This window comes from Kitasatospora sp. NPDC059160, from assembly GCF_042755465.1.
Lineage (GTDB): Bacteria > Actinomycetota > Actinomycetes > Streptomycetales > Streptomycetaceae > Kitasatospora.
In genome coordinates, this window is sequence record NZ_JBHZCN010000020.1 from 68,161 (window position 1) to 88,415 (window position 20,255).

13 protein-coding genes are annotated in these 20,255 nt (G+C 72.3%); 4 read left to right on the forward strand and 9 right to left on the reverse strand.

Annotation, left to right across the window (positions count from 1 at the left end):
- Window positions 1-151: 151 nt before the first annotated feature.
- The 5 genes from ACFXOZ_RS11290 to ACFXOZ_RS11310 form a co-directional block, all read right to left on the reverse strand.
- Window positions 152-5,098 carry an NAD-glutamate dehydrogenase gene (locus ACFXOZ_RS11290; protein ID WP_375882975.1) on the reverse strand — a complete coding sequence of 1,649 codons (4,947 nt, stop codon included), beginning with the start codon at window positions 5,096-5,098 and terminating at the stop codon, window positions 152-154.
- Between the two features lie 286 nt (window positions 5,099-5,384).
- Window positions 5,385-7,010, reverse strand: coding sequence for an L-glutamate gamma-semialdehyde dehydrogenase (gene pruA, locus ACFXOZ_RS11295; RefSeq protein ID WP_380522577.1), 1,626 nt, complete (start codon window positions 7,008-7,010; stop codon window positions 5,385-5,387).
- Between the two features lie 156 nt (window positions 7,011-7,166).
- A complete protein-coding gene (locus ACFXOZ_RS11300) occupies window positions 7,167-7,823 on the reverse strand; it encodes an HAD family hydrolase (RefSeq protein WP_375882973.1) in 657 nt (218 codons plus the stop codon).
- A 95-nt stretch (window positions 7,824-7,918) separates the two neighbouring features.
- Window positions 7,919-8,428, reverse strand: coding sequence for a DUF6912 family protein (locus tag ACFXOZ_RS11305; protein ID WP_380589518.1), 510 nt, complete (start codon window positions 8,426-8,428; stop codon window positions 7,919-7,921).
- Window positions 8,429-8,529: 101 nt separating this feature from the next.
- Complete coding sequence (locus tag ACFXOZ_RS11310; RefSeq protein WP_380589521.1) at window positions 8,530-9,645, reverse strand: patatin-like phospholipase family protein; 1,116 nt, start codon at window positions 9,643-9,645, stop codon at window positions 8,530-8,532.
- A gap of 349 nt (window positions 9,646-9,994) precedes the next feature.
- Here ACFXOZ_RS11310 and ACFXOZ_RS11315 point away from each other — a divergent pair, with 349 nt between their 5' ends.
- Window positions 9,995-10,528 (forward strand): Rv3235 family protein, encoded by a 534-nt coding sequence (locus ACFXOZ_RS11315; protein WP_380589524.1) that lies wholly within the window; start codon window positions 9,995-9,997, stop codon window positions 10,526-10,528.
- Between the two features lie 104 nt (window positions 10,529-10,632).
- Here the strand turns inward: ACFXOZ_RS11315 and secA are convergent, their stop codons facing one another.
- The gene (gene secA / locus ACFXOZ_RS11320) at window positions 10,633-13,395 is read right to left on the reverse strand and encodes a preprotein translocase subunit SecA (protein WP_380589527.1); all 2,763 of its coding nucleotides are present in this window, start codon (window positions 13,393-13,395) and stop codon (window positions 10,633-10,635) included.
- A 242-nt stretch (window positions 13,396-13,637) separates the two neighbouring features.
- Between secA and ACFXOZ_RS11325 the strand changes: the two genes are divergently transcribed.
- A complete protein-coding gene (locus tag ACFXOZ_RS11325; RefSeq protein WP_380589530.1) occupies window positions 13,638-14,219 on the forward strand; it encodes a GNAT family N-acetyltransferase in 582 nt (193 codons plus the stop codon).
- Window positions 14,220-14,300: 81 nt separating this feature from the next.
- Window positions 14,301-15,503, forward strand: a complete 1,203-nt coding sequence (locus ACFXOZ_RS11330; protein ID WP_380589533.1) for a winged helix-turn-helix domain-containing protein — start codon at window positions 14,301-14,303, stop codon at window positions 15,501-15,503.
- Window positions 15,504-15,521: 18 nt separating this feature from the next.
- Here ACFXOZ_RS11330 and ACFXOZ_RS11335 read toward each other — a convergent pair whose 3' ends face one another.
- Both ACFXOZ_RS11335 and hpf read right to left on the reverse strand, forming a co-directional pair.
- On the reverse strand, window positions 15,522-16,280 hold the full coding sequence (locus ACFXOZ_RS11335; RefSeq protein WP_375882957.1) for a response regulator: 759 nt from the start codon (window positions 16,278-16,280) through the stop codon (window positions 15,522-15,524).
- A gap of 240 nt (window positions 16,281-16,520) precedes the next feature.
- A complete protein-coding gene (hpf, locus tag ACFXOZ_RS11340; RefSeq protein WP_360244504.1) occupies window positions 16,521-17,216 on the reverse strand; it encodes a ribosome hibernation-promoting factor, HPF/YfiA family in 696 nt (231 codons plus the stop codon).
- A 379-nt stretch (window positions 17,217-17,595) separates the two neighbouring features.
- On the opposite strand from hpf, the gene ACFXOZ_RS11345 reads away from it, so the two are divergent.
- Entirely contained in the window at window positions 17,596-18,327 is a 732-nt protein-coding gene (locus ACFXOZ_RS11345; RefSeq protein WP_380589536.1) for a ComF family protein, read from the forward strand.
- Window positions 18,328-18,333: 6 nt separating this feature from the next.
- On the opposite strand, the gene ACFXOZ_RS11350 is transcribed toward ACFXOZ_RS11345, so the two are convergent.
- A complete protein-coding gene (locus ACFXOZ_RS11350; RefSeq protein WP_380589539.1) occupies window positions 18,334-20,211 on the reverse strand; it encodes an LpqB family beta-propeller domain-containing protein in 1,878 nt (625 codons plus the stop codon).
- Window positions 20,212-20,255: the final 44 nt, after the last annotated feature.

Consider the following 20,255-nt stretch of genomic DNA (forward strand, 5'->3'; position numbering starts at 1 on the left):
CCCTGTTATATCCCACATATTTTTGATCGCTTGTACTTTTTGTATCGTGCCTCCACCTTCTTTATTTGTTTGGGGGGGGGCGGGCGGTACCGCGGCGGGCCCCGCGTCCTACCCCCCGCCCCCTTCCGTACAGCCGTCCTGCAGCCGTCTGTCAGCGCATCGAACCGGTGCGCAGCAGGGTGCGGATGACGCGCATCGCGACCGAGAGGCTGGACAGCTCGTAGTTGTCCGAACCCCTTATGTCGTCGAGGGTGGCCTTGGCGCGGTTGAGCAGGGTGGAGTTGAGGTCCGCCCAGGCGGTGTAGCGCTCCTCGGGGGTGGCGCCCTCGGGGCCGCAGGCCAGGATGTCGGCGGTCAGCGCCGCGTGCGCCGCGAAGAGGTCCTCGCGGATCGCGGCCCGGGCCATCGACGACCAGCGGTCGGTGCGGGGCAGGTCGATGATGCGGTCGAGCAGGTGCGAGATCTGCAGGCGGTCGCCCAGGTCGTAGTACAGCTCGGCGACCTCGGCGACGTCCTTGCCGGAGCGGTCCGCGACCTCGGTGATGTCCAGGGTCGGGAAGACCGAGGACAGCCCGGCGATCCGGGTGGCCAGCGCGTCCGGCACGCCCGCAGCGGCGAGCTCGCCCTGGATCTTCTCGAACCAGGTCAGGTCCTCGCCGCGGAGCGGCTTGGGCAGCGAGCCCCAGACCTGGTTGATCCGGTCGTGGAAGAACTCGATGGTGCCGGCGATGTCGAGCGGCTGGCGGCGGTTGTTGAGCATCCACCGGGTGGCGCGCTCGACCAGGCGCCGCGAGTGCAGCCGCATCTTGGTCTGGATCCGGGCCGGGACCTTGTTGTCCAGGCCCTCGATCTCGGCCCAGATCTCCTCCAGGCCGAAGACGGCCCGCGCGGCGGTGTGCGTCCGGGCGATCTCCTCGTAGGTCGCGCCGGTCTCCTCCTTCAGGCGGAAGGCGAAGGTGCAGCCACCGCGGTTGATCGTGTCGTTGACGATCAGCGTGGTGATGATCTCGCGGCGCAGCGCGTGGTTGTCGATCGCGTCGGCGAACTTCGCGCGCAGCGCGCTCGGGAAGTACTCGTGCAGCGCGGTGCGGAAGTACGGGTCGTCCGGCAGGTCGGTGGCGAGCAGCTCGTCGGCCAGGATGATCTTGGTGTAGGCGAGCAGCACCGACATCTCGGGCTGGGAGAGCCCGCGGCCGTTCTGCTGGCGCTCGCGGATCTGGCGCTCGACCGGCAGGAACTCCAGCCCGCGGTCGAGCCGGCCGGCCGCCTCGAAGCGGTTGATCATCCGGGCGTGGACGTTGACCATGCTGTGCGCCTGGGCGACGGCGTTGGCCAGCACGACGTTCTGCGCGTAGTTGTTGCGCAGCACCAGGTGGCCGACCTCGTCGGTCATCTCGGCGAGCAGGACGTTGCGCTGCTTGACCGTCATGTCGCCCTCGGCGACGACCTGGTTGAGCAGGATCTTGATGTTGACCTCGTGGTCCGAGGTGTCCACACCGGCCGAGTTGTCGATGGCGTCGGTGTTGATCCAGCCGCCGGCCGCCTCGGGGCCGCCGGTGGCCGCGTACTCGATGCGGCCGAGCTGGGTGCAGCCGAGGTTGCCGCCCTCGCCGATGACCCGGGCCCGGACCTGCTCGCCGTTGACCCGGATGGCGTCGTTGGCCTTGTCCCCGACCTCGGCGTTGGTCTCGGTGGAGGCCTTGACGTAGGTGCCGATGCCGCCGTTCCAGAACAGGTCGACCGGCGCCTGGAGGATGGCCTTCATCAGCTCGGCCGGGGTGAGGCGGGTCTCCTGGATGCCCAGCGCGGCCCGGACCTGCGCGCTGACCTGGATCGACTTGGCGCTGCGCGGGAACACGCCGCCGCCGGTCGAGATCAGCGACTTGTCGTAGTCGTCCCAGGAGCTGCGCGGCAGGTCGAACAGGCGGCGGCGCTCGGCGTACGAGACGGCCGCGTCCGGGTTCGGGTCCAGGAAGATGTGGCGGTGGTCGAAGGCCGCCATCAGCCGGATGTGCTCGCTGAGCAGCATGCCGTTGCCGAAGACGTCGCCGGACATGTCGCCGATGCCGACGACCGTGAAGTCCTCGGACTGGGTGTCGTGGCCCAGCTCGCGGAAGTTGCGCTTGACCGACTCCCAGGCGCCGCGGGCGGTGATGCCCATGCCCTTGTGGTCGTAGCCGGCCGAGCCGCCGGAGGCGAAGGCGTCGCCCAGCCAGAAGCCGTACGACTCCGCGACGCCGTTGGCGATGTCGGAGAAGGTCGCGGTGCCCTTGTCGGCGGCGACGACCAGGTAGGTGTCGTCCTCGTCGTGGCGGACCACGTCGGCCGGGTGGACGACCTCGCCGGCCACCAGGTTGTCGGTGATGTCGAGCAGCGCCGAGATGAAGGTCTTGTACGAGGAGACGCCCTCGGCCAGCCAGGCGTCGCGGTCCACCGACGGGTCCGGCAGCTGCTTGGCGACGAAGCCGCCCTTGGCGCCGACCGGGACGATGACGGTGTTCTTGACCATCTGGGCCTTGACCAGGCCGAGGATCTCGGTGCGGAAGTCCTCGCGCCGGTCGGACCAGCGCAGACCGCCGCGGGCGACCTTGCCGAAGCGCAGGTGCACGCCCTCGACCTGCGGCGAGTACACCCAGATCTCGAACGCCGGGCGCGGGGCCGGGAGGTCCGGGATGGCCTGCGGGTCGAACTTCATCGACACGTAGGAGTGCCACGCGCCGGAGCCGTCGTGCTGGAAGAAGTTGGTCCGCAGGGTGGCCTTGATGAGGTGCAGGAAGGAGCGCAGGATGCGGTCCTCGTCCAGCGACACGACCTCGTCGAGCGCGCCGGACAGCTCCTCCAGGATGCCCTCGGTCAGCTCCAGGGCGCCGGAGCGGTGGCTGGGGCTGAGCCGGGCCTCGAAGAGGTTGACCAGCAGGCGGGTGGTGTGGGTGTTGTTGCGGAGCGCGTCCTCCATGTAGTCCTGGGAGAACGTGGAGCCCGCCTGGCGCAGGTACTTGGCGTAGGCGCGCAGCACCATCGCCTGGCGCCAGTTCAGCCCGGCGGTGAGGACCAGCTCGTTGAAGCCGTCGTTCTCGGCCTTGCCGGTCCAGGTCGCGGCGAAGGTGTCCTGGAAGCGCTCGCGGGCCTCGTCGGTGAGCTCGGTGGCCTCGCGCAGCTTGAGGCCGAAGTCGTACACCCACGCGGTGGTGCCGTCGGAGCGGCGCAGCGCGTACGGGTGCTCGTCCAGGACCTCGACGCCCAGGCGCTGGAGCACGGGCAGGACCTCGCTGAGCGAGATCGGGCCGCCGACCCGGTAGATCTTGAAGCGGCGCTCGTCGTCGCCCGCGCCGACCGGCTGGTACAGGTTGAGGCGGAAGTCGCCCTCGCCGTGCAGCGCCTCGATCTGCTTGATGTCCGAGACGGCGGTGCGCGGCGGGAAGTCGGCGCGGTAGCCGTCGGGGAACGCGTTGGCGTACTTGTGGCCGAGCTCGGCGGCCTTCTCCTCGCCCAGCTCGGTGTGCAGCTGGTCGTGGAAGCCGTCCATCCAGAACCGGGCGGCCTCGGCCAGGCGGTTCTCGATCCGCTCGATGTCGGAGTCGGTGAGCCGGGGCAGCTCGGTGCCCGGGGCGACCCGGACGACGAAGTGCAGGCGGGTCAGCACCGACTCGGTGGCGTACACCGTGTAGTCGATGGTGGCGCCGTTCAGCTCTTCCTTGAGGATGTCGGTGAGCAGCAGCCGGATGCGCGTGGTGTAGCGGTCGCGCGGGAGGTAGATGAAGGCGGAGAAGTAGCGCCCGTACTCGTCCTGGCGCAGGAAGAGCCGCAGCTTACGGCGCTCCTGGAGGTAGAGCACGCTGGTGGCGATGGAGAGCAGCTCGGCGGCCGAGGTCTGGAAGATCTCGTCGCGCGGGAAGGTCTCCATGATCTGGAGCAGGTCGCGGCCGTCGTGGCTCTCGCTGGAGAAGCCGGAGCCGTCCAGCACCTCCTGGACCTTGCGGCGCACGACCGGGATGCGGGTGACCGACTCGGTGTAGGCGGCGGAGGAGAACAGGCCGAGGAAGCGGCGCTCGCCGGTGGGCTCGCCGGCGGCGTTGAACTTCTTCACGCCGACGTAGTCGAGGTAGGCCGGGCGGTGCACGGTGGAGCGGCTGTTGGCCTTGGTCAGGACGAGCAGCTTCTTCTCGTGGGCCTTGGCGCGGACCGGGGCGGAGAGCCGGCCGAAGGCCTCGGAGACCGAGTGGTGGCGGTCGTCGTGGCTGTGCGGGTCGGAGCGCAGGATGCCCAGGCCCGTCCCGGCGACGGCCTTGAGGACCTCCTCGCCCTCGTGCTCGACCAGGTCGTACTCGCGGTAGCCGAGGAAGGTGAAGTGGTCGTCGGCGAGCCAGCGCATCAGCTCCCAGGCCTCGCCGACCTCCTGCTCGGGCAGCTCGGCCGGGGGCTCCTCGGCCAGCTCGTCGGCCAGGCGCAGCGCGCTGTCGCGCATCTTGCCCCAGTCCTCGACGACCTCGCGGACGTCGCCGAGCACGCGGCGCAGGTTGGTCTCGATGGTGCGCAGGTCGTCGCGGTCGGTCTCGCGGTCGATCTCGATGTGCATCCACGACTCGACGGTCGCGTCGGCGGGCCACTCGGTGCCGGCGGCCTGGCTGCGGGAGCAGGCGTCGACGTCCAGGATCTCCAGCAGCTTGCCGGTGATGTCACGGCGGACGAGCAGCTGGGGGTGGACGACGAGGTGGATCGCGCGGTCCTGGCGGGAGAGCTCGTTGGTGACCGAGTCGACCAGGAAGGGCATGTCGTCGGTGACGACCTCGACCACGGTGTGGCCGCAGGACCAGCCGTTCTCCTCGACCGAGGGGGTGTGGACCCGCACCTCGGCGGTGCCCTGGGGGCGCTTGAGCCCCAGGCGGTAGTGGGAGGCGGCCGCGCCGTACACGTCGACCGGGTCGAGGTCGACCAGGTCCTCGGGCGCGGTGTGGAGGTAGTAGTGGTGCAGGTACGCGGTCAGAGCACCGTTGCTCAGACCCTCCCCCGGCGCCGCTCCCCCCACCTGGCTGTTCTCAGCGGCTGCGGCTGCCTTCTTGAGCAGTTCGGCCTTGGCTGCGTCCAGCTTGGTCTGCATGACTTCTTGGCTCCTGTCGCGCGCCGTTGCGTGACTCGGTGGTGTGTGGGTGTACACCGACGGGTCGCTCGCAATCCTGCCGCACCGTCCGACTGAAAGGGGCTCATGGCACGCATGAAACGCCCTCCCAGCGGGTAGGACGACACGTTCGTCCTGCAAGCCACCCGACGACGCCAGCCAGCCTAACCGGATCAATCGAAGGTGCACAGGGACAGGGAGGCGCAAACCCACAGGATGTCGGGTCCGTCCTGGACACCATGTCCAAACCGGAGCGTCGTGTTCGCTTTCAGCCCATATGCGGGTAACCGTGCCGGGTGGGCGGCACGAAGGTCTCCTTGATCGCCCGCGCCGAGGTCCAGCGCAGCAGGTTCTGCGCGGCGCCCGCCTTGTCGTTGGTCCCGGAGGCCCGGGAGCCGCCGAAGGGCTGCTGGCCGACCACGGCGCCGGTGGGCTTGTCGTTGATGTAGAAGTTCCCGGCGGTGAAGCGCAGCTCCTCCACGGCCTGGGCGATGGCGTACCGGTCCTGGGCGATCACCGCGCCGGTGAGGCCGTACGGGGCACCCGCGTCGACCCGGCGGAGCACGTCGTCCCAGCGGGAGTCCTCGTAGACGTGGACCGCCAGGATCGGCCCGAAGTACTCGGTGCGGAAGATCTCGCCCCGGTGGTCCGAGGAGACCAGCACGGTCGGCCGGACGAACCAGCCGATCGCGTCGTCGTACTGGCCGCCGGCCACCAGTTCGACGGTCGGGTCGGCCTTCGCCCGCTCGATCGCGGTGCGGTTCCGCTCGAAGGCGCGCTTGTCGATCAGGGCGCCCATGAAGTTCGACAGGTCGGTGACGTCGCCCACCGTCAGGGCGTCCACCTCGGCCAGGAAGTCGTCCTTGATCGTGAGCCAGAGGCTGCGCGGCAGGTAGGCGCGGGAGAGCGCCGAGCACTTCTGGCCCTGGTACTCGAAGGCGCCGCGGACCATCGCGGTCCGCAGGATGTCCGGGTCGGCCGAGCGGTGGGCCAGCAGGAAGTCCTTGCCGCCGGTCTCGCCGACGATCCTCGGGTACGTGCGGTAGCCGCCGATGTTCGCGCCGATGCTCTGCCAGAGCGACTGGAAGGTGGCGGTCGAGCCGGTGAAGTGCAGCCCGGCGAACGCCGGGTCGGCGAGCACCACCGGGGAGACCTGGAGGCCGTCGCCGGTGACCAGGTTGATCACCCCGGGCGGCAGGCCGGCCGCCTCCAGCAGCCGCATCAGGTGGTACGCGGCCAGGGTCTGGGTCGGCGCGGGCTTCCAGACCACGGTGTTGCCCATCAGCGCGGGGGCGGTGGGCAGGTTCCCGGCGATCGCGGTGAAGTTGAACGGGGTGACCGCGTAGACGAAACCTTCCAGCGGGCGGTGGTCGACCCGGTTCCACACCCCCGGGGAGGAGACCGGCTGCTCCGCCAGGACCTGCCGGGCGAACCCGACGTTGAACCGCCAGAAGTCGATCAGCTCGCAGGCGGAGTCGATCTCGGCCTGCTGCACGGTCTTGGACTGGCCGAGCATGGTCGCCGCGTTGAGCGTGTCCCGCCACGGCCCGGCCAGCAGGTCGGCGGCCCGCAGGAAGACCGCGGCCCGGTCGTCGAAGGAGAGCGAGCGCCACTGCCGCCCGGCCGCCAGCGCCGCGTCCACCGCCGCCCGGGCGTCCTCCCGGGTGGCGTTGCCGAGCACGCCCAGCTTGGCGGCGTGGTGGTGCGGCTGGACGACCTCGATCCGCTCGCCGCCGCCGAACCGCTGCTCACCGCCGATGGTCATCGGCAGCGGGACCTGCTCGGCCGCCAGCTCGTCCAGCCGCCGGACCAGCCGGTCCCGCTCCGGGCTGCCGGGCGCGTACGTCCGCACCGGCTCGTTGACCGGGGTCGGCACCTCGGTGACTGCGTCGATGGGCATGGCGGCTCCGTCCTGGCGGCTGGGGTTCGACTCCAGCCTGACCAGGGCGGGACCGTTCCGCCCGTCCAGACACGCCAACGGCGGACGTGGCGCCCGCCACGTCCGCCGTCCCGGCGGGTCCGCTCGGCCCGTCGGCCCGACCGCCTCGGCTCAGCCGGTCAGCCGGCCCGCCAGCTCGACCGCCTCGGCCAGGCTGTCCACCACCGGGACGCCGACCGGCTCCAGCTTCTCCCGGGTGTGCGAGCCCCCGGTGTACAGCACCGCGCGGGCCCCCGCGTGCAGCGCCGCCAGGGCGTCGTCCGCGGCGTCGCCGATCAGCACCGTACGGGCCGGGTCGACCCGCTCGCCGAGCTCGGCCAGGTGCCTGGTCAGCTGCTGCGCCTTCTGGCCGCCGGAGGGGCCGCTGCGGCCGTCCACCCGCAGGAAGCTGCCGGTCAGGCCGAAGCCGTCGACCAGCGGGACGAGCTTCTCGTGCTCGTACATCGACAGCAGGGACTGGCTGTGCCCGGCCGCCTGCCAGCCCGCCAGCAGCTCGGGCACGCCCTCGGTCAGGCCGCAGGCCCGGCTGAGCTCGACGTAGCGGTCGTGGAAGGCGTCGTCCAGTCGCAGCCACTCCTCCGTGGAGGGCATCCGACCGAGCAGCCGCTCGTAGAACCGGGGGATCGGGATCTCGTACTGCTCGCGGTACTGCTGCAGGGTCATCGGCCCGACGCCGATGGTCGCGAACGCGGCGTTGCTCGCGCCGAGGACGGCGTCCATGTCGTGGAAGAGCGTGCCGTTCCAGTCCCAAACGATGTGAGTGCGCACGGGATCAAACGGTAACCCGAACGGCCGACACGCCGGTAGGAGCGGGGTCACCCCCGCAACGGTCGTACGCCGGGCGCTCCTACGCCGGGGCGGGCCTACGCCAGCAGGGCGGGGATCTCCTGGGTCGCGTACCAGAGCAGGTCGTGGTCCTCGGCGCCGTCCACGGTGAACTGGGCGTCCTGGTCGCCCGCGTCGGCCGCGGCCACCGCCGCCACCGCGGCGGCGACGTCCTCGACCACCTCGTCGTCGGCCACGTCCGCGTGCACCGAGGCGGCCTTCGCCAGCTTCACCGGGCTGGCCAGCACCACCCGGCCGAGCGAGGCCTGGTCCTGGTACTCGTCACCGGGGAACGGCCGCACCGCCGAGTCGGCCACGTCCAGCGCCACCACGACGCGCCGGCGCGGGGAGTCCGGGTCGGCCGCCAGCAGCCGCAGCGAGGACTGCGCGGCCCGGTTGAGCGCCGCGTACTCCAGCTCCTCCAGGTCGTCGCTGACGTACCACTCGCGCAGCGCGGGCGTCACGGCGTACGCCGCGGACTGGTCCAGGGCACCGCCCTCGTGCGCCGCCGCCAGGCCGGTCAGGGTGGTGGGCACGTACACGCGCATCGGTGGCACTCTCCGGTTTCCGCGAAGCTACTCCAGCGCCCCAAGAATAAGCTCAGCCGCGCCGGGCGTGATCACCTGAGCCCTCGCACCGGTGCCCGGGACTACCGCGCCGCCCCGAGCGCCTCCCGGGCGCTGCGCAGGCCGCTCTCCAGCACCGCGCCGCGGCGGGCCGGGTCCATCAGGTTCGGGCCCATCACCGCCAGGTCGGCCGGGGTCGGCGCGAGCAGCCGCACCCGGACGCCCTCGGCCCGCAGCAGCGCGGCCTCGCGCAGCAGCTGCCGGGTCACCGCGCGGCGGTAGCGGCTGACCAGCTGGGCCAGCACCCCGCGCGGGCGGTCCCGGGCCCGCCACTCGCGCAGGGCGGCCACCGTGCCGCCCTCGGAGCGCTCCGACCGCGGGCCGAGCCGCAGGGCCATCGGGGCGAGCACGTACACCTCGTCCAGGCCGCGGCCGAGCAGCAGGTCGGCGTTGGTGGCCGACCAGCAGCCGCCGTCGACGTAGGCCGAGCCGTCCAGGCGCACCGGCGCGAACCAGCCGGGGATCGCACAGGAGGCCATCACGGCCCCGGCCACCGGGACGTCGGGGGCGTCCGGGTCGCCGAAGACCACCCGGTGGCCGCTGCGGTAGTCCACCGCGGCCACCCGCAGCGGGGCCGCGGCGGCGCTGGGCGGGACGGCGTCCGCGGCCTCGGCCTCCACCATCGCTCCCGCCTCTCCCGTCGCGCCCACCGGGAGCGGCCAGCCGCCCGGGCCGAGCAGCCCGCGCACCAGCTCGCCGACCGGGGCCAGCGAGCCGCGGCCGTGCGGCGCCACCGCCGAGACCATGGTCAGCAGCGGGTACTCGCGCGGGTGCCGGACGGCGTCCCGCAGCAGGCCGGGCGAGCCGATCCCGGCCCGCGGCCGGGGCGGCAGCGCACCGCCCACCGCGGTGTCGTAGTCGAAGGCCACCCCGGCCAACGGGCCCTCGGTGATCGGCAGGCCGCGCTGGTGGTCGCGCAGCTGCTCGGGGCGCACGCCCCCGGCCAGCATCGCGGCCAGGATGGCGCCGGCCGAGGTGCCGAGCAGTACGTCCGCCTCGCCCGGCCGGTGCCCGACGGCCTCCTCGACGGCGCAGAGCGCGCCGACCGTCCAGGCCGCGCCGAGCATCCCGCCGCCGCCCAGCACCAGGCCGCGCCGGGGGGTGCCCCCGGCGTCGGCGGGCGTGTCCGGCCCCGTCACCGCCCTTGTGGTCGTCCCGGCTGTCGTCATCCCGGCCGCCCGTCGTCGTCGGGTTCGGGTCAGGCTCCGATGGTGCGCGCGGACGCGCGGGCGGCGCAACGGGAGCCCGCCGCGGGACCACCCGGTCCGCCGTACCCGGGCGTCCCCTTTCGGGCCGTACGGTCCGTCCCCGCACGTCAACCGGGTGCCGCCGGCACGGCCGCCGGGCCCGTCGCCGCACTGGTCGACTCACCCGGATAGGTGAACTTCGCGCCGACCCGAGGGGCGGCCGCAAACCCGTTGCCGCCCGGTGATCACCACCGCCAGCCTGGACCCGTCCGTACCCGCACCACCCTTGTTCGGAGCCACCGTGACCGTCAGCCCCCGCACCTGCCCGAGCGCCCGGCCCACCGCCGCGCCGACCGCCCACCGGCGCGTCCGCCCGACCGAGCACCCGACCGCCCGACCGCACCACCGGGCCCGTACGCCCGACGGCGGCTGCGACCCGACCGGGCGCCGCCCCCGCCACCCGCGCGCCGCCTGCGCCACCCCCGGATCCGCACCCGGCCCCGCCCGGCACGACGCCGGGGCGCTCGCCGCCCGCTTCGCCCACCAGCTGGTCGAGGTGCTCACCGGCGCCCGGCCCTCGGGCCAGCTGATGCGGCACACCAGCCTGGACGGCTACGGGCAGCTCGCCTCACTCGTCCGGGCCGGTGCGCTGCGCCGCGGCGGCCCGGCCGACCGGCCCCGGCTCGGCCCGGTGCACGACCGGTCGCCCTCCCCGGACGCCGTCGAGGCCTGCGTCCGGGTCGACCTCGGCCGGCGGCACCACATGGTGGCCTTCCGGCTGGAGCAGCGCGGCCCGGCCGGCCAGTGGCAGTGCACCGCCGTGGAGGCCCGGTGACGACCACGACCCGGAACACGCCCCGAGGGATGCCCCAGGGGACGGCGCAGGGCGCCGCCCCGGTACGGGAGCGGCGCCCTGCGCGGCGTCCTGCGGCCCGCGGCTCAGGCCTTGCGGCGGCGGCCCTTGGCGGACTTGGCGGCCTTGCGGCGCTCGGCGCGGGTCAGCCCGTCGCCCTCGTCCTCCGGCAGGCCGTCCTCGAAGTCGCCCTCGATGACACCGCCGCCGACCTCGTCCGAGGGGGCCGTGTAGTGCAGCCGCTGCGGCTTCGGGGCCTCCAGGCCCTTGGCCTTGATCTCCGGGCGGGCGGCGTCCTTCTCCAGCTTGTCGAGCAGCACCTCGGCGTCCGCCACCGGCACCTCCTCGACCTGCTGCTCGACCTGGACCTCCAGGTTGAACAGGTAGGCGACGGACTCCTCCTTGATGCCCTCCATCATCGCGGTGAACATGTCGAAGCCCTCGCGCTGGTACTCGACCAGCGGGTCGCGCTGCGCCATGGCCCGCAGGCCGATGCCCTCCTGGAGGTAGTCCATCTCGTAGAGGTGCTCGCGCCAGCGGCGGTCCAGCACCGACAGCACGACGCGGCGCTCCAGCTCGCGCAGGATCTCCTCGCCGAGCTGGTCCTCGCGGGCGCCGTACTGCGCCTGGACGTCCTCCTGGACGACCTTGATCAGGAAGTCCGGGGTCAGGCCGGCCGGACCGCCGACCTCCTCCTCCAGCTCCGCGAGGTCCAGGGTGATCGGGTAGAGCTGCTTGAACGCGGTCCAGAGCTTGTCGAGGTCCCAGTCGTCCTCGAAGCCCTCGCCGGTGGCCGCCTTGACGTAGGCCTCGACGGTGTCGTCCATGAAGTGGCCGACCTGCTCCTGGAGGTCCTCGCCCTCCAGGACGCGGCGGCGCTCGCCGTAGATGACCTCGCGCTGGCGGTTGAGCACCTCGTCGTACTTGAGGACGTTCTTGCGGATCTCGAAGTTCTGCTGCTCGACCTGGGTCTGCGCGGAGGCGATCGCGCGGGTGACCATCTTGGACTCGATCGGCACGTCCTCGGGCACGTTGGCCATCGAGAGCACGCGCTCGACCATGCCGGCCTTGAACAGGCGCATCAGGTCGTCGCCCAGCGACAGGTAGAAGCGGGACTCGCCCGGGTCGCCCTGACGGCCGGAGCGGCCGCGCAGCTGGTTGTCGATCCGGCGGGACTCGTGCCGCTCGGTGCCGAGGACGTAGAGGCCGCCGGCCTCCTTGACCTCCTCCTGCTCGGCCTTGACCGAGGCCTTGGCCTTCTCCAGCGCGGCCGGGAACTCGGCCTCGTACTCCTCCGGGTTGTCGCCCGCGGAGAGCCCGCGCTGGGCCAGCTCGGCCGCCGCCAGGTGGTCCGGGTTGCCGCCGAGCATGATGTCGGTGCCACGGCCGGCCATGTTGGTGGCGACGGTGACGGCGCCCTTGCGGCCGGCCTGGGCGACGATCTGCGCCTCGCGCTCGTGGTGCTTGGCGTTCAGCACCTCGTGCGGGATCCCGCGCTTGCGCAGCTCCTGCGACAGGTACTCGGACTTCTCGACCGACACGGTGCCGACCAGCACCGGCTGGCCCTTCTCGTGCTTCTCCGCGATGTCCTCGACCACGGCGGCGAACTTGGCCGGCTCCGACTTGTAGATCAGGTCGGGCTGGTCGATGCGCAGCGGCGTCTTGTTGGTCGGGATCGGCACCACGCCGAGCTTGTAGATCTGGTGGAACTCGGCGGCCTCGGTGGTGCCGGTACCGGTCATGCCGGAGAGCTTGTCGTACAGGCGGAAGAAGTTCTGCAGGGTGATGGTGGCCAGGGTCTGGTTCTCGTTCTGGACCTCCACCCCCTCCTTGGCCTCGATCGCCTGGTGCATGCCCTCGTTGTAGCGGCGCCCGGCCAGGATGCGGCCGGTGTGCTCGTCGACGATCATGACTTCGCCGTTCATGACGACGTAGTCCTTGTCCTTCTTGTACAGCTCCTTGGCCTTGATGGCGTTGTTCAGGAAGCCGACCAGAGGGGTGTTCACCGACTCGTAGAGGTTGTCGATGCCCAGGTAGTCCTCGACCCGGGTGACGCCCTCCTCCAGGACGCCGACGGTGCGCTTCTTCTCGTCGACCTCGTAGTCGCGGTCGATCTTGAGGCGCAGCACCAGCTTGGCGAAGTCGGCGTACCACTTGGTCGCCTGGTCCGCCGGGCCGGAGATGATCAGCGGGGTGCGGGCCTCGTCGATGAGGATCGAGTCGACCTCGTCGACCACCGCGAAGTTGTGGCCGCGCTGGACGAGTTCGTCCTTCGACCAGGCCATGTTGTCGCGCAGGTAGTCGAAGCCGAACTCGTTGTTCGTGCCGTACGTGATGTCCATCGCGTACTGGCGCTTGCGCTCGGCGGGCGTCATGTTCGCCAGGATCACGCCGACCTCGAGGCCGAGGAAGCGGTGCACCCGGCCCATCCACTCCGAGTCGCGCTCGGCGAGGTAGTCGTTGACGGTGATCAGGTGAACGCCCTTGCCCGTCAGCGCGTTCAGGTACGTGGGCAGGGTGCCGACGAGGGTCTTGCCCTCACCGGTGCGCATCTCGGCGACGTAGCCGAGGTGCAGCGCCGCGCCGCCCATGATCTGGACGTCGTAGTGCCGCTGGCCGAGGACGCGCTTGGCCGCCTCGCGGACGGTGGCGAACGCCTCGGGGAGGATGTCGTCCAGCGTCTCGCCGTCGACGATCCGCTGCTTGTACTCGTCGGTCAGCGCGCGCAGCTCGGCGTCGGTGAGGTTGACGAAGTCCTCTTCGATGGAGTTGACCTGGGCAGCAATCCGCTGCAGCTTGCGAAGGATCTTGCCTTCGCCGGCGCGCAGGATCTTGTCGAAGACGGACACTTGAGCGGGCTCCTTGCCTGTATTGGCACTGGACGACTGCACGGGGGGTCCACCCCACCGCACGGGCCATCGTATGCGAGGAGTCCAATGCGCCGGGAGGTGCGTCAGCACGGTATTCCCGTGTCACCCGCCCGTGCACATGGACCGATAGCACCGTCCACCGGGACAAAAGGGTCGACGGGCCGGGGAGTTGGCCCGGAATTCGGATGCCCGCATTCCTCCTGCGGAGAAATAATCCGCCCATGGAACAGCCCCGGAACGAACTCGTCACCCTCACCACCGACCGCCTGGTCCTGCGGGCCCCGCAGGAGTCCGACATCGACGCGATCTTCGCGGCCTGCCAGGACGCCGAGATCCAGCGCTGGACGGTCGTCCCGGTGCCCTACCGCCGCAAGGACGCCGAGTTCTTCGTCCACACACTGGCACCCGAGGGCGTGGCCAAGGACTCCGAGTTCATCTGGTGCGTGGTCGAGCGCGGGACGGGCCGGCTGGTCGGCGCCCAGGCGGTCACCCGCAAGGCGGACGACCCGGCCGCCGCCTCGGTCGGCTGGTGGACGGTGCAGGAGCAGCGCGGTCGCGGCTACACCGTCGAGGCCGCCCGCGCGGTCGCCCGCTGGGCGCTGACCGACCTCGGGCTGCGCCGCCTCCAGTGGCTCGCCTACGTCGGCAACGACGGCTCGCGCGCGGTCGCCGAGCGGGTCGGCTACCGCTACGAGGGCACCCTGCGCTCGTACGCCGACCAGCGCGGCGTCTTCCGGGACGCCTGGGTCGCCTCGCTGCTCCCCGCCGACCTGGACCGACGGACCGGGCCCGACCAGGACTGACCGCAGGATCGGGCCACGGGACCGGCGCCCGACCAGGACTGACCCGGCCCGCTGTCGGTACCCCCGGCTACGCTCCCCGGCATGACCGCTGCCGCCGGGCCCGCGCCCGTCACCGTCCTGGGCGCCGACGACGCCCGCCGGATCGCCCTGCGCGCCCAGGGCCTGCTGGGCGCGCCCGACCGCCGGGCCGGCGCGCGCGGGGTGCTGCGGCACCTGGGCGCCGTCCAGCTGGACACCATCTCGGTGCTGGCCCGCTCGCACGAACTGGTGCCCTACGCCCGGCTGGGCGCGGTCGGCCGCCCGGCGGTCGAGGCGGCCTACTGGGGCGCGGGCACCACCTTCGAGTACTGGTCGCACGCGGCCTGCGTCCTGCCGGTCGAGGAGTGGCCGCTGTTCGCCTTCCGGCGCCGCCGCTACCGCGAGCGCGGCAGCCTCTGGAGCCACCAGGTCGCGCCCGGGACGTACCGGGCGGTGCTCGACAAGCTGCGCGCCGAGGGGCCGTTGACCGCCACCGAGCTGGGCGGGGCCAAGCGGACGGCCGAGTGGTGGGACTGGTCCGACACCAAGATCGCGGTGGAGCGGGCGCTCGCCTTCGGCGACGTGGTCTGCACCGACCGCCGGAGCTGGAAGCGGGTCTACGCGCTGGCCGAACAGGCCGTCCCCGACGCCCTGTTCGGCCAGGACCGGTCCGACGAGGAGTGCCTGCGCACCCTGGTGGCCCAGGCCGGGTCCGCGCTCGGCGTGGCCACCCGGGCCGACCTCCAGGACTACCACCGGCTGCGCGCCGAGGACTTGGACCGGGTGCTCGCGGACACCGGGCTGGTCCCGGTCGAGGTGGCGGGCTGGGGCCCGGACGGCGGCCGGGCCGCCGCCTGGGCCGACCCGGCCGCGCTGGCCACCGCACCGCGCGGGCGCCACCGCACCACGCTGCTCTCGCCGTTCGACTCGCTGATCTGGGACCGCGCCCGCACCGAGCGGATCTTCGGCATGACCCACCGGCTGGAGGCCTACACCCCCAAGCACAAGCGGGTGCACGGCTACTTCGCGATGCCGCTGCTCACCGGCGGCCGGCTGGTCGGCCGGGTCGACCCGGCCCGGGAGGGCCGCACGCTGGTCGCCCGGCAGGTCTCGCTGACGGACGACCGGGGCGGCGCCCGCCAGGTCGAGGCGCTCGCCACCGCCCTGCGCGAGGCGGCCGCCTGGGTCGGCTGCGACGGGGTGCGGGTCGAGGCGCTGCACGACGAACGGCTGCGCCCGGCCCTGGAGAAGCTGCTCGCCCGGTAGCCAGGCGGCGGGCGCCGGTCACCCTATTTCGAGGATCTTCTCCCGCATCGCGTACACCACGGCCTCCATCCTGGAATGCAGTTGGAGCTTCTCCAGGATGTTGCGGACGTGGTTCTTCACCGTGTTCTCGCTGATGAAGAGCTCCTTGGCGATCTCCCGGTTGTTCATCCCGGTCGCCACCAGCTTGAGCACCTCCAGCTCCCGGTCGGTGAGCCGGGGCGCCGGGACGAGGTCCCGGTCGTCGGAGCGCCGCTGGATCATCGACTTGAACTCGGTGAGCAGCTTGGAGGCCATCGACGGGCTGATCTGCGACTGCCCGTCGGCGACCGCCCGGATCGCGGTGGCGACCTCGTCGGTGGAGATCTCCTTGAGCAGGTAGCCGGTGGCCCCCGCCTTGATCGCCTCGTAGAGGTCGGCCTCCTCGTCGCTTATGGTCAGCATGATGATCTTGGTGCTGGGCGCCACGTCCTTGATCGCCGTGCAGGCCTCGATCCCGCTGCGGCGCGGCATCCGGACGTCCATCAGGATGATGTCGGGCAGCAGGTCGGCGGCCTTGAGCACGGCTTCGGCACCGTCCCCGGCCTCGCCGACGACCTTGATGTCCGGCTCCTCCGCCAGCACGATCTCCAGCCCGCGGCGGAACAACGCGTGGTCGTCCACCACCAGGACGCGGATCGGCTCACCCCGGCGCGGCGCGTACGCGGGTTCCTCCTCCGGCCCCGGCGGCAATCCGGTGACCGGTCCCCCAGCGGGCCCCAGCCCGAAGTGATCCCCCATCCGCTCCTCCCCCTTCGCGGGTCGACGTGCGCCCAATCATTCCACGCCCCGCCACCGCCGCGGTCACCCTCCGGCGCCGATTGCCCCGCATCGGGTGACCCCTGGACACAACGGACCCGAGCCCCGTTCGAGCCCGTCCCACCGGCCGGTGCCCGGAACGCGTGGAACGCCCCGGAACGCCGGTGACCCCGGCGGTCGCTGCCGCCGGGGTCACCCCTCCGTGTTCAGCTGCCGGGACGGTCAGTCCTCGTCGACGGACCGACCGATCGCACCGCCGGCGCCGCTGGCCACGCCGGCCGCCATGTCCGGCTGCACGTGGATGACGCCGTAGTGGTAGCCGTGCCGGCGGTAGACGACGCTCGGCAGGCCGCTGTCCTTCTCCACGAACAGGTAGAAGTCGTGGCCGACCAGCTCCATCTCGTAGAGCGCCTGGTCCAGCGCCATGGGGGCGGCCGAGTGGGTCTTCTCCCGGACCACCAGCGGGCCTTCGCCCTCCACTTCCAGGGATCCCATCATGGTCTTGCGGACGGCCCCGTTGGTCTCGCCCTCGTGCGCCGTGGTCTCGGGCAGCGCGGCCAGGGCCGCGGTCGCCTCGGCGACGCTGATGGGGGTGCGGCCGTTCGCGCCGCCCTTGTGCACCCGGCGCCGGTCCGCGGACTTGCGCAGCTGCGCGTCGAGCTTCGCCGAAGCCAGGTCGAGCGCCGCGTACGGGTCGCCGGCGGCGGCTTCGGCCCGGATCACCGGGCCCCGGGTACGGAGAGTGATCTCCACACGGTCGGACCGGTCGGCCTGCCGCGGGTTGTGCTCCTTGGACACCTCGACGTCGAGGCTGATCACCTTGCCGTCGAACTTCTGGACCTTCTCCAGCTTCTCGGCCACGTGCTCGCGGAACCTCTTGGGCACCTCGGTCTTGCGGCCCTTGACGACGATGTCCACGCAGAACTCCGATCCCTCGTGCTGACGCCGATCCGGGTGCTACCGGACCGGACTGAGCTCCAGCTGGACCAGCCCATCCACTGCCGGCCCCCCGCTCCGCCGCCAGCGGCGGAAACGACTGGCCCTCATCCCACTTCCTCCCCATCAGGGACGGTTGAAACCCCCTGGAGCCTTATCGAACACCTCACGCGGGGTTTTCGCCTCCCCGGGCGGGAAGGGGGGTATGACCCGATACTTCGGGCGGTGCTGGGAGTGGGCGGTCAAACCGTTGCACCCTGTCTACCCTCCTGCGAGTGAAGTATGGGTAAATACCTGGACAACGCCCCCCATACGGCGGATCCTTTGCTGACTCTCCGTGCCGAAGCCGCCAGGAGCAGCCGTGCCGCCGACCCCCTCGCCCGCCCGTCCGCCGTCCGCACGGACACCGTTCGGCCACGCACTGGCCGGGCTGCTGGACGTCCTGCTCCCCGCCGACTGCGCGGGCTGCGGCGCCGAGCGCACCCAGCTCTGCCCGGCCTGCCGGCACGCGCTGACCGCCACCCGGCCCGGCCCCACCCTGCTGCCCTGGGCGCACGCGGCCGCGCCGTACGCCGACCCGGTACGGCAACTGCTGCTCGCCCACAAGGAACGCGGCGCGCTGCGCCTGGCCGGGCCGCTCGGCGAGGCGCTCGGACGGGCGGTGCGCTCCGCCCTGGGGGCGCGCGCCGGGGCCGCGCCGCTGCTGCTGGTCCCGATGCCCTCGGCCCGCGCCGCCGTGCGCGCCCGGGGGCACGACCCGACGCTGCGGCTGGCCGGGGCCGCCGCCCGCTCGCTGCGCCGGGCCGGCCTGGACGCCCGGGCCGCGCCGCTGCTGCGGCACGCCCGTCCGGTCGCCGACCAGGCCGGGCTGAACGCCGCCGAGCGGCGGCGCAACCTGCACGGCGCGCTCACCGTCCTGCCGCGCGCCCGTCGGGGCCTGGCCGGCCGTCAGCCGGTGCTGGTGGACGACCTGGTGACCACCGGGGCGAGCCTGGCCGAGGCCGCCAGGGCCCTGGCCGACGCCGGACTGCCGGCCCGCGCCGCCGCCACCGTCGCGGCCACCGCGGTGCACCCGCCGGGTCAGTACACCTAGAGCCGGTCAGCCCGGGTAGAAGTACGAGCGGGCCTTGTCCACCAACTGGGCTTCCCGCCACTGGTTGTTGACCAGCCGGTAGACGGTGCCCGCGGCCACCGCGAGCACCGGCGAGGGCTGGGCCAGGATGTAGCCGCGGGACTCCGCCGTCGAGATCGACTGCGGGGAGGACGGCAGGCCGTTGCCGGTCTGCAGCTGACCGTCCGTGCTCTGCGAGCCGTCGGTGCTGATGTAGTACAGCTGCTGGGGGCGGTCCTGCTCCTTGCCGAGCACCAGCAACTGGTCGGTCTCCGACCAGGACACCGAGGCGACGTCGACGAGCGAGGGGGCCGCCGGGCGGACGCCGGTGATCCGCACGGTCGGCGCCTGCGGCGTGCCGCCGTGCTCCACCCGCCCGAACATCAGTGAACTCCCGTTCACCCCGGGGGACTTGACCACCAGGGCGATCCGGGCGCCGTCCGAGGAGAGCTTCAACGCCTGCACCGTCTGCCCGGTCAGCCCGTCCACCGGCGCGGTGTACGTCTTGCCGCCGCGCACCATGACCACCCGCGGGTTCTGCGGGTTGCGGTCCACCACCCAGAGGTCGCCGCGGCCGTCCCAGCTGGGCGAGGCGAGGCCGTCGTCCTTGGCGCCGGCCTTCGCCGGGGAGCTGAGCACCGGTTCGGGCATCGTCGCCGTGCCGGCCTGCAGCGGCACCGCGTAGAGCTGGTGGCCGTCGTCCGAGAGCGCGGCGGCCTGGGCGCCGTCCCGGCTGACCGCGACGGCGCCCAGGACGGGCGCTCCGCTCGCGTGCGGCTTGCCGAGCACCCCGGGCACCGGGTCGCCGGTGTGCCCGTCGTCGGCCGCCATCAGGGCGCCGTTGTCGGCGCGCTGGTAGTACTGCTGCACGGGCAGTCGCCCGGCCAGCGCGCCGGGGCCGACGGCCGGGTCGTCGGTGCGACTGGCCGTGCAGGAGCCCCGCTGACCGCGCAGTTCCAGCCGTTCGACCTGGCCCTTGCCCTGGTCGGCGAAGGTGTAGAAGAGCTGGGCCGCCATCCGCCGGCAGGCCAGCGGGTCGGCCAGGTCGGCCCCGCCGACCTGCACGTGGGCGATCCGGCTGTCGTCGATGCTCACCTTGTCGACCGTGGTGCCGGTCGGGAAGGCCGTCCGGACCACCGGCGAGAGCCAGGTCGACGGCCCGGAGACCAGCGCCTTGGCGGCCGAGGTCAGCGGGTCGATCCGGCGGCGCAGGTAGATCGGGTCGGCTATCAGCACCTCCTGGCCGCCGTTGGCGGGGGCCGGCACCGACGGGTCGGGGGTGCTGTAGAAGAAGCGCTCGACCTGCCGGAAGCTGTTCCGGAAGTTGGTCTCGTTCATGATCACGCCGGGCGGCAGCGAATCGATCCGCCAGTCGCCGTCGTGCTCGCGCACGAAGGTGAAGTCGAAGACGTTGTTGTTCTGCCCCGCCACCAGCAGGTAGGAGTGCTTGTCGTCGACCTTGGCCACCAGCTGCCCGGAGACCGTCGACGAGTACTTGGTGTCGGCGTCGGCGACCTGGTCCAGCGGGATCTTCGTGGCGGAGAGCACCTGGATGCCCGCATCCGGGTTCCAGCTCGCCGCGGCGCGCTCGGTGAGGTACTTGCGCGCGGTCTCGTACCCCTCGTCGGCGGTCACCGCGTCCAGGAACCCGGTCAGCAGCTCGCGCGGCTTGGCGCCCTTGCCGGGCGCCACCGGGAAGACCCTGGCCTGCAGGTTCTTGTCGGCCGAGCCCTGGGACAGCTCCACCTTGGTGATGCCGCCGGAGTCCGGCATGGCCGCGCAGCCGCTCGCCACCAGGGTGACGAGCACCGCGCCGGCCACCGCCACGAGCAGCGGCGCGGGGCCGGTCCTCGCACTCCCGCCCACGGACCGACGCCCGCCCACGGACCGACGCCCGCCCACGGACCGAC

Coding starts and splice junctions, on each gene's coding strand:
- ACFXOZ_RS11330 (WP_380589533.1), top strand. CDS start 14,301: ATGACCGCTGCCGCCGGGCCCGCGCCCGTCACCGTCCTGGGCGCCGAC.
- ACFXOZ_RS11325 (WP_380589530.1), top strand. CDS start 13,638: ATGGAACAGCCCCGGAACGAACTCGTCACCCTCACCACCGACCGCCTG.
- ACFXOZ_RS11305 (WP_380589518.1), bottom strand. CDS start 8,428: ATGCGCGTGTACGTGCCCACCACCCTGACCGGCCTGGCGGCGGCGCAC.
- ACFXOZ_RS11290 (WP_375882975.1), bottom strand. CDS start 5,098: ATGCAGACCAAGCTGGACGCAGCCAAGGCCGAACTGCTCAAGAAGGCA.
- ACFXOZ_RS11335 (WP_375882957.1), bottom strand. CDS start 16,280: ATGGGGGATCACTTCGGGCTGGGGCCCGCTGGGGGACCGGTCACCGGA.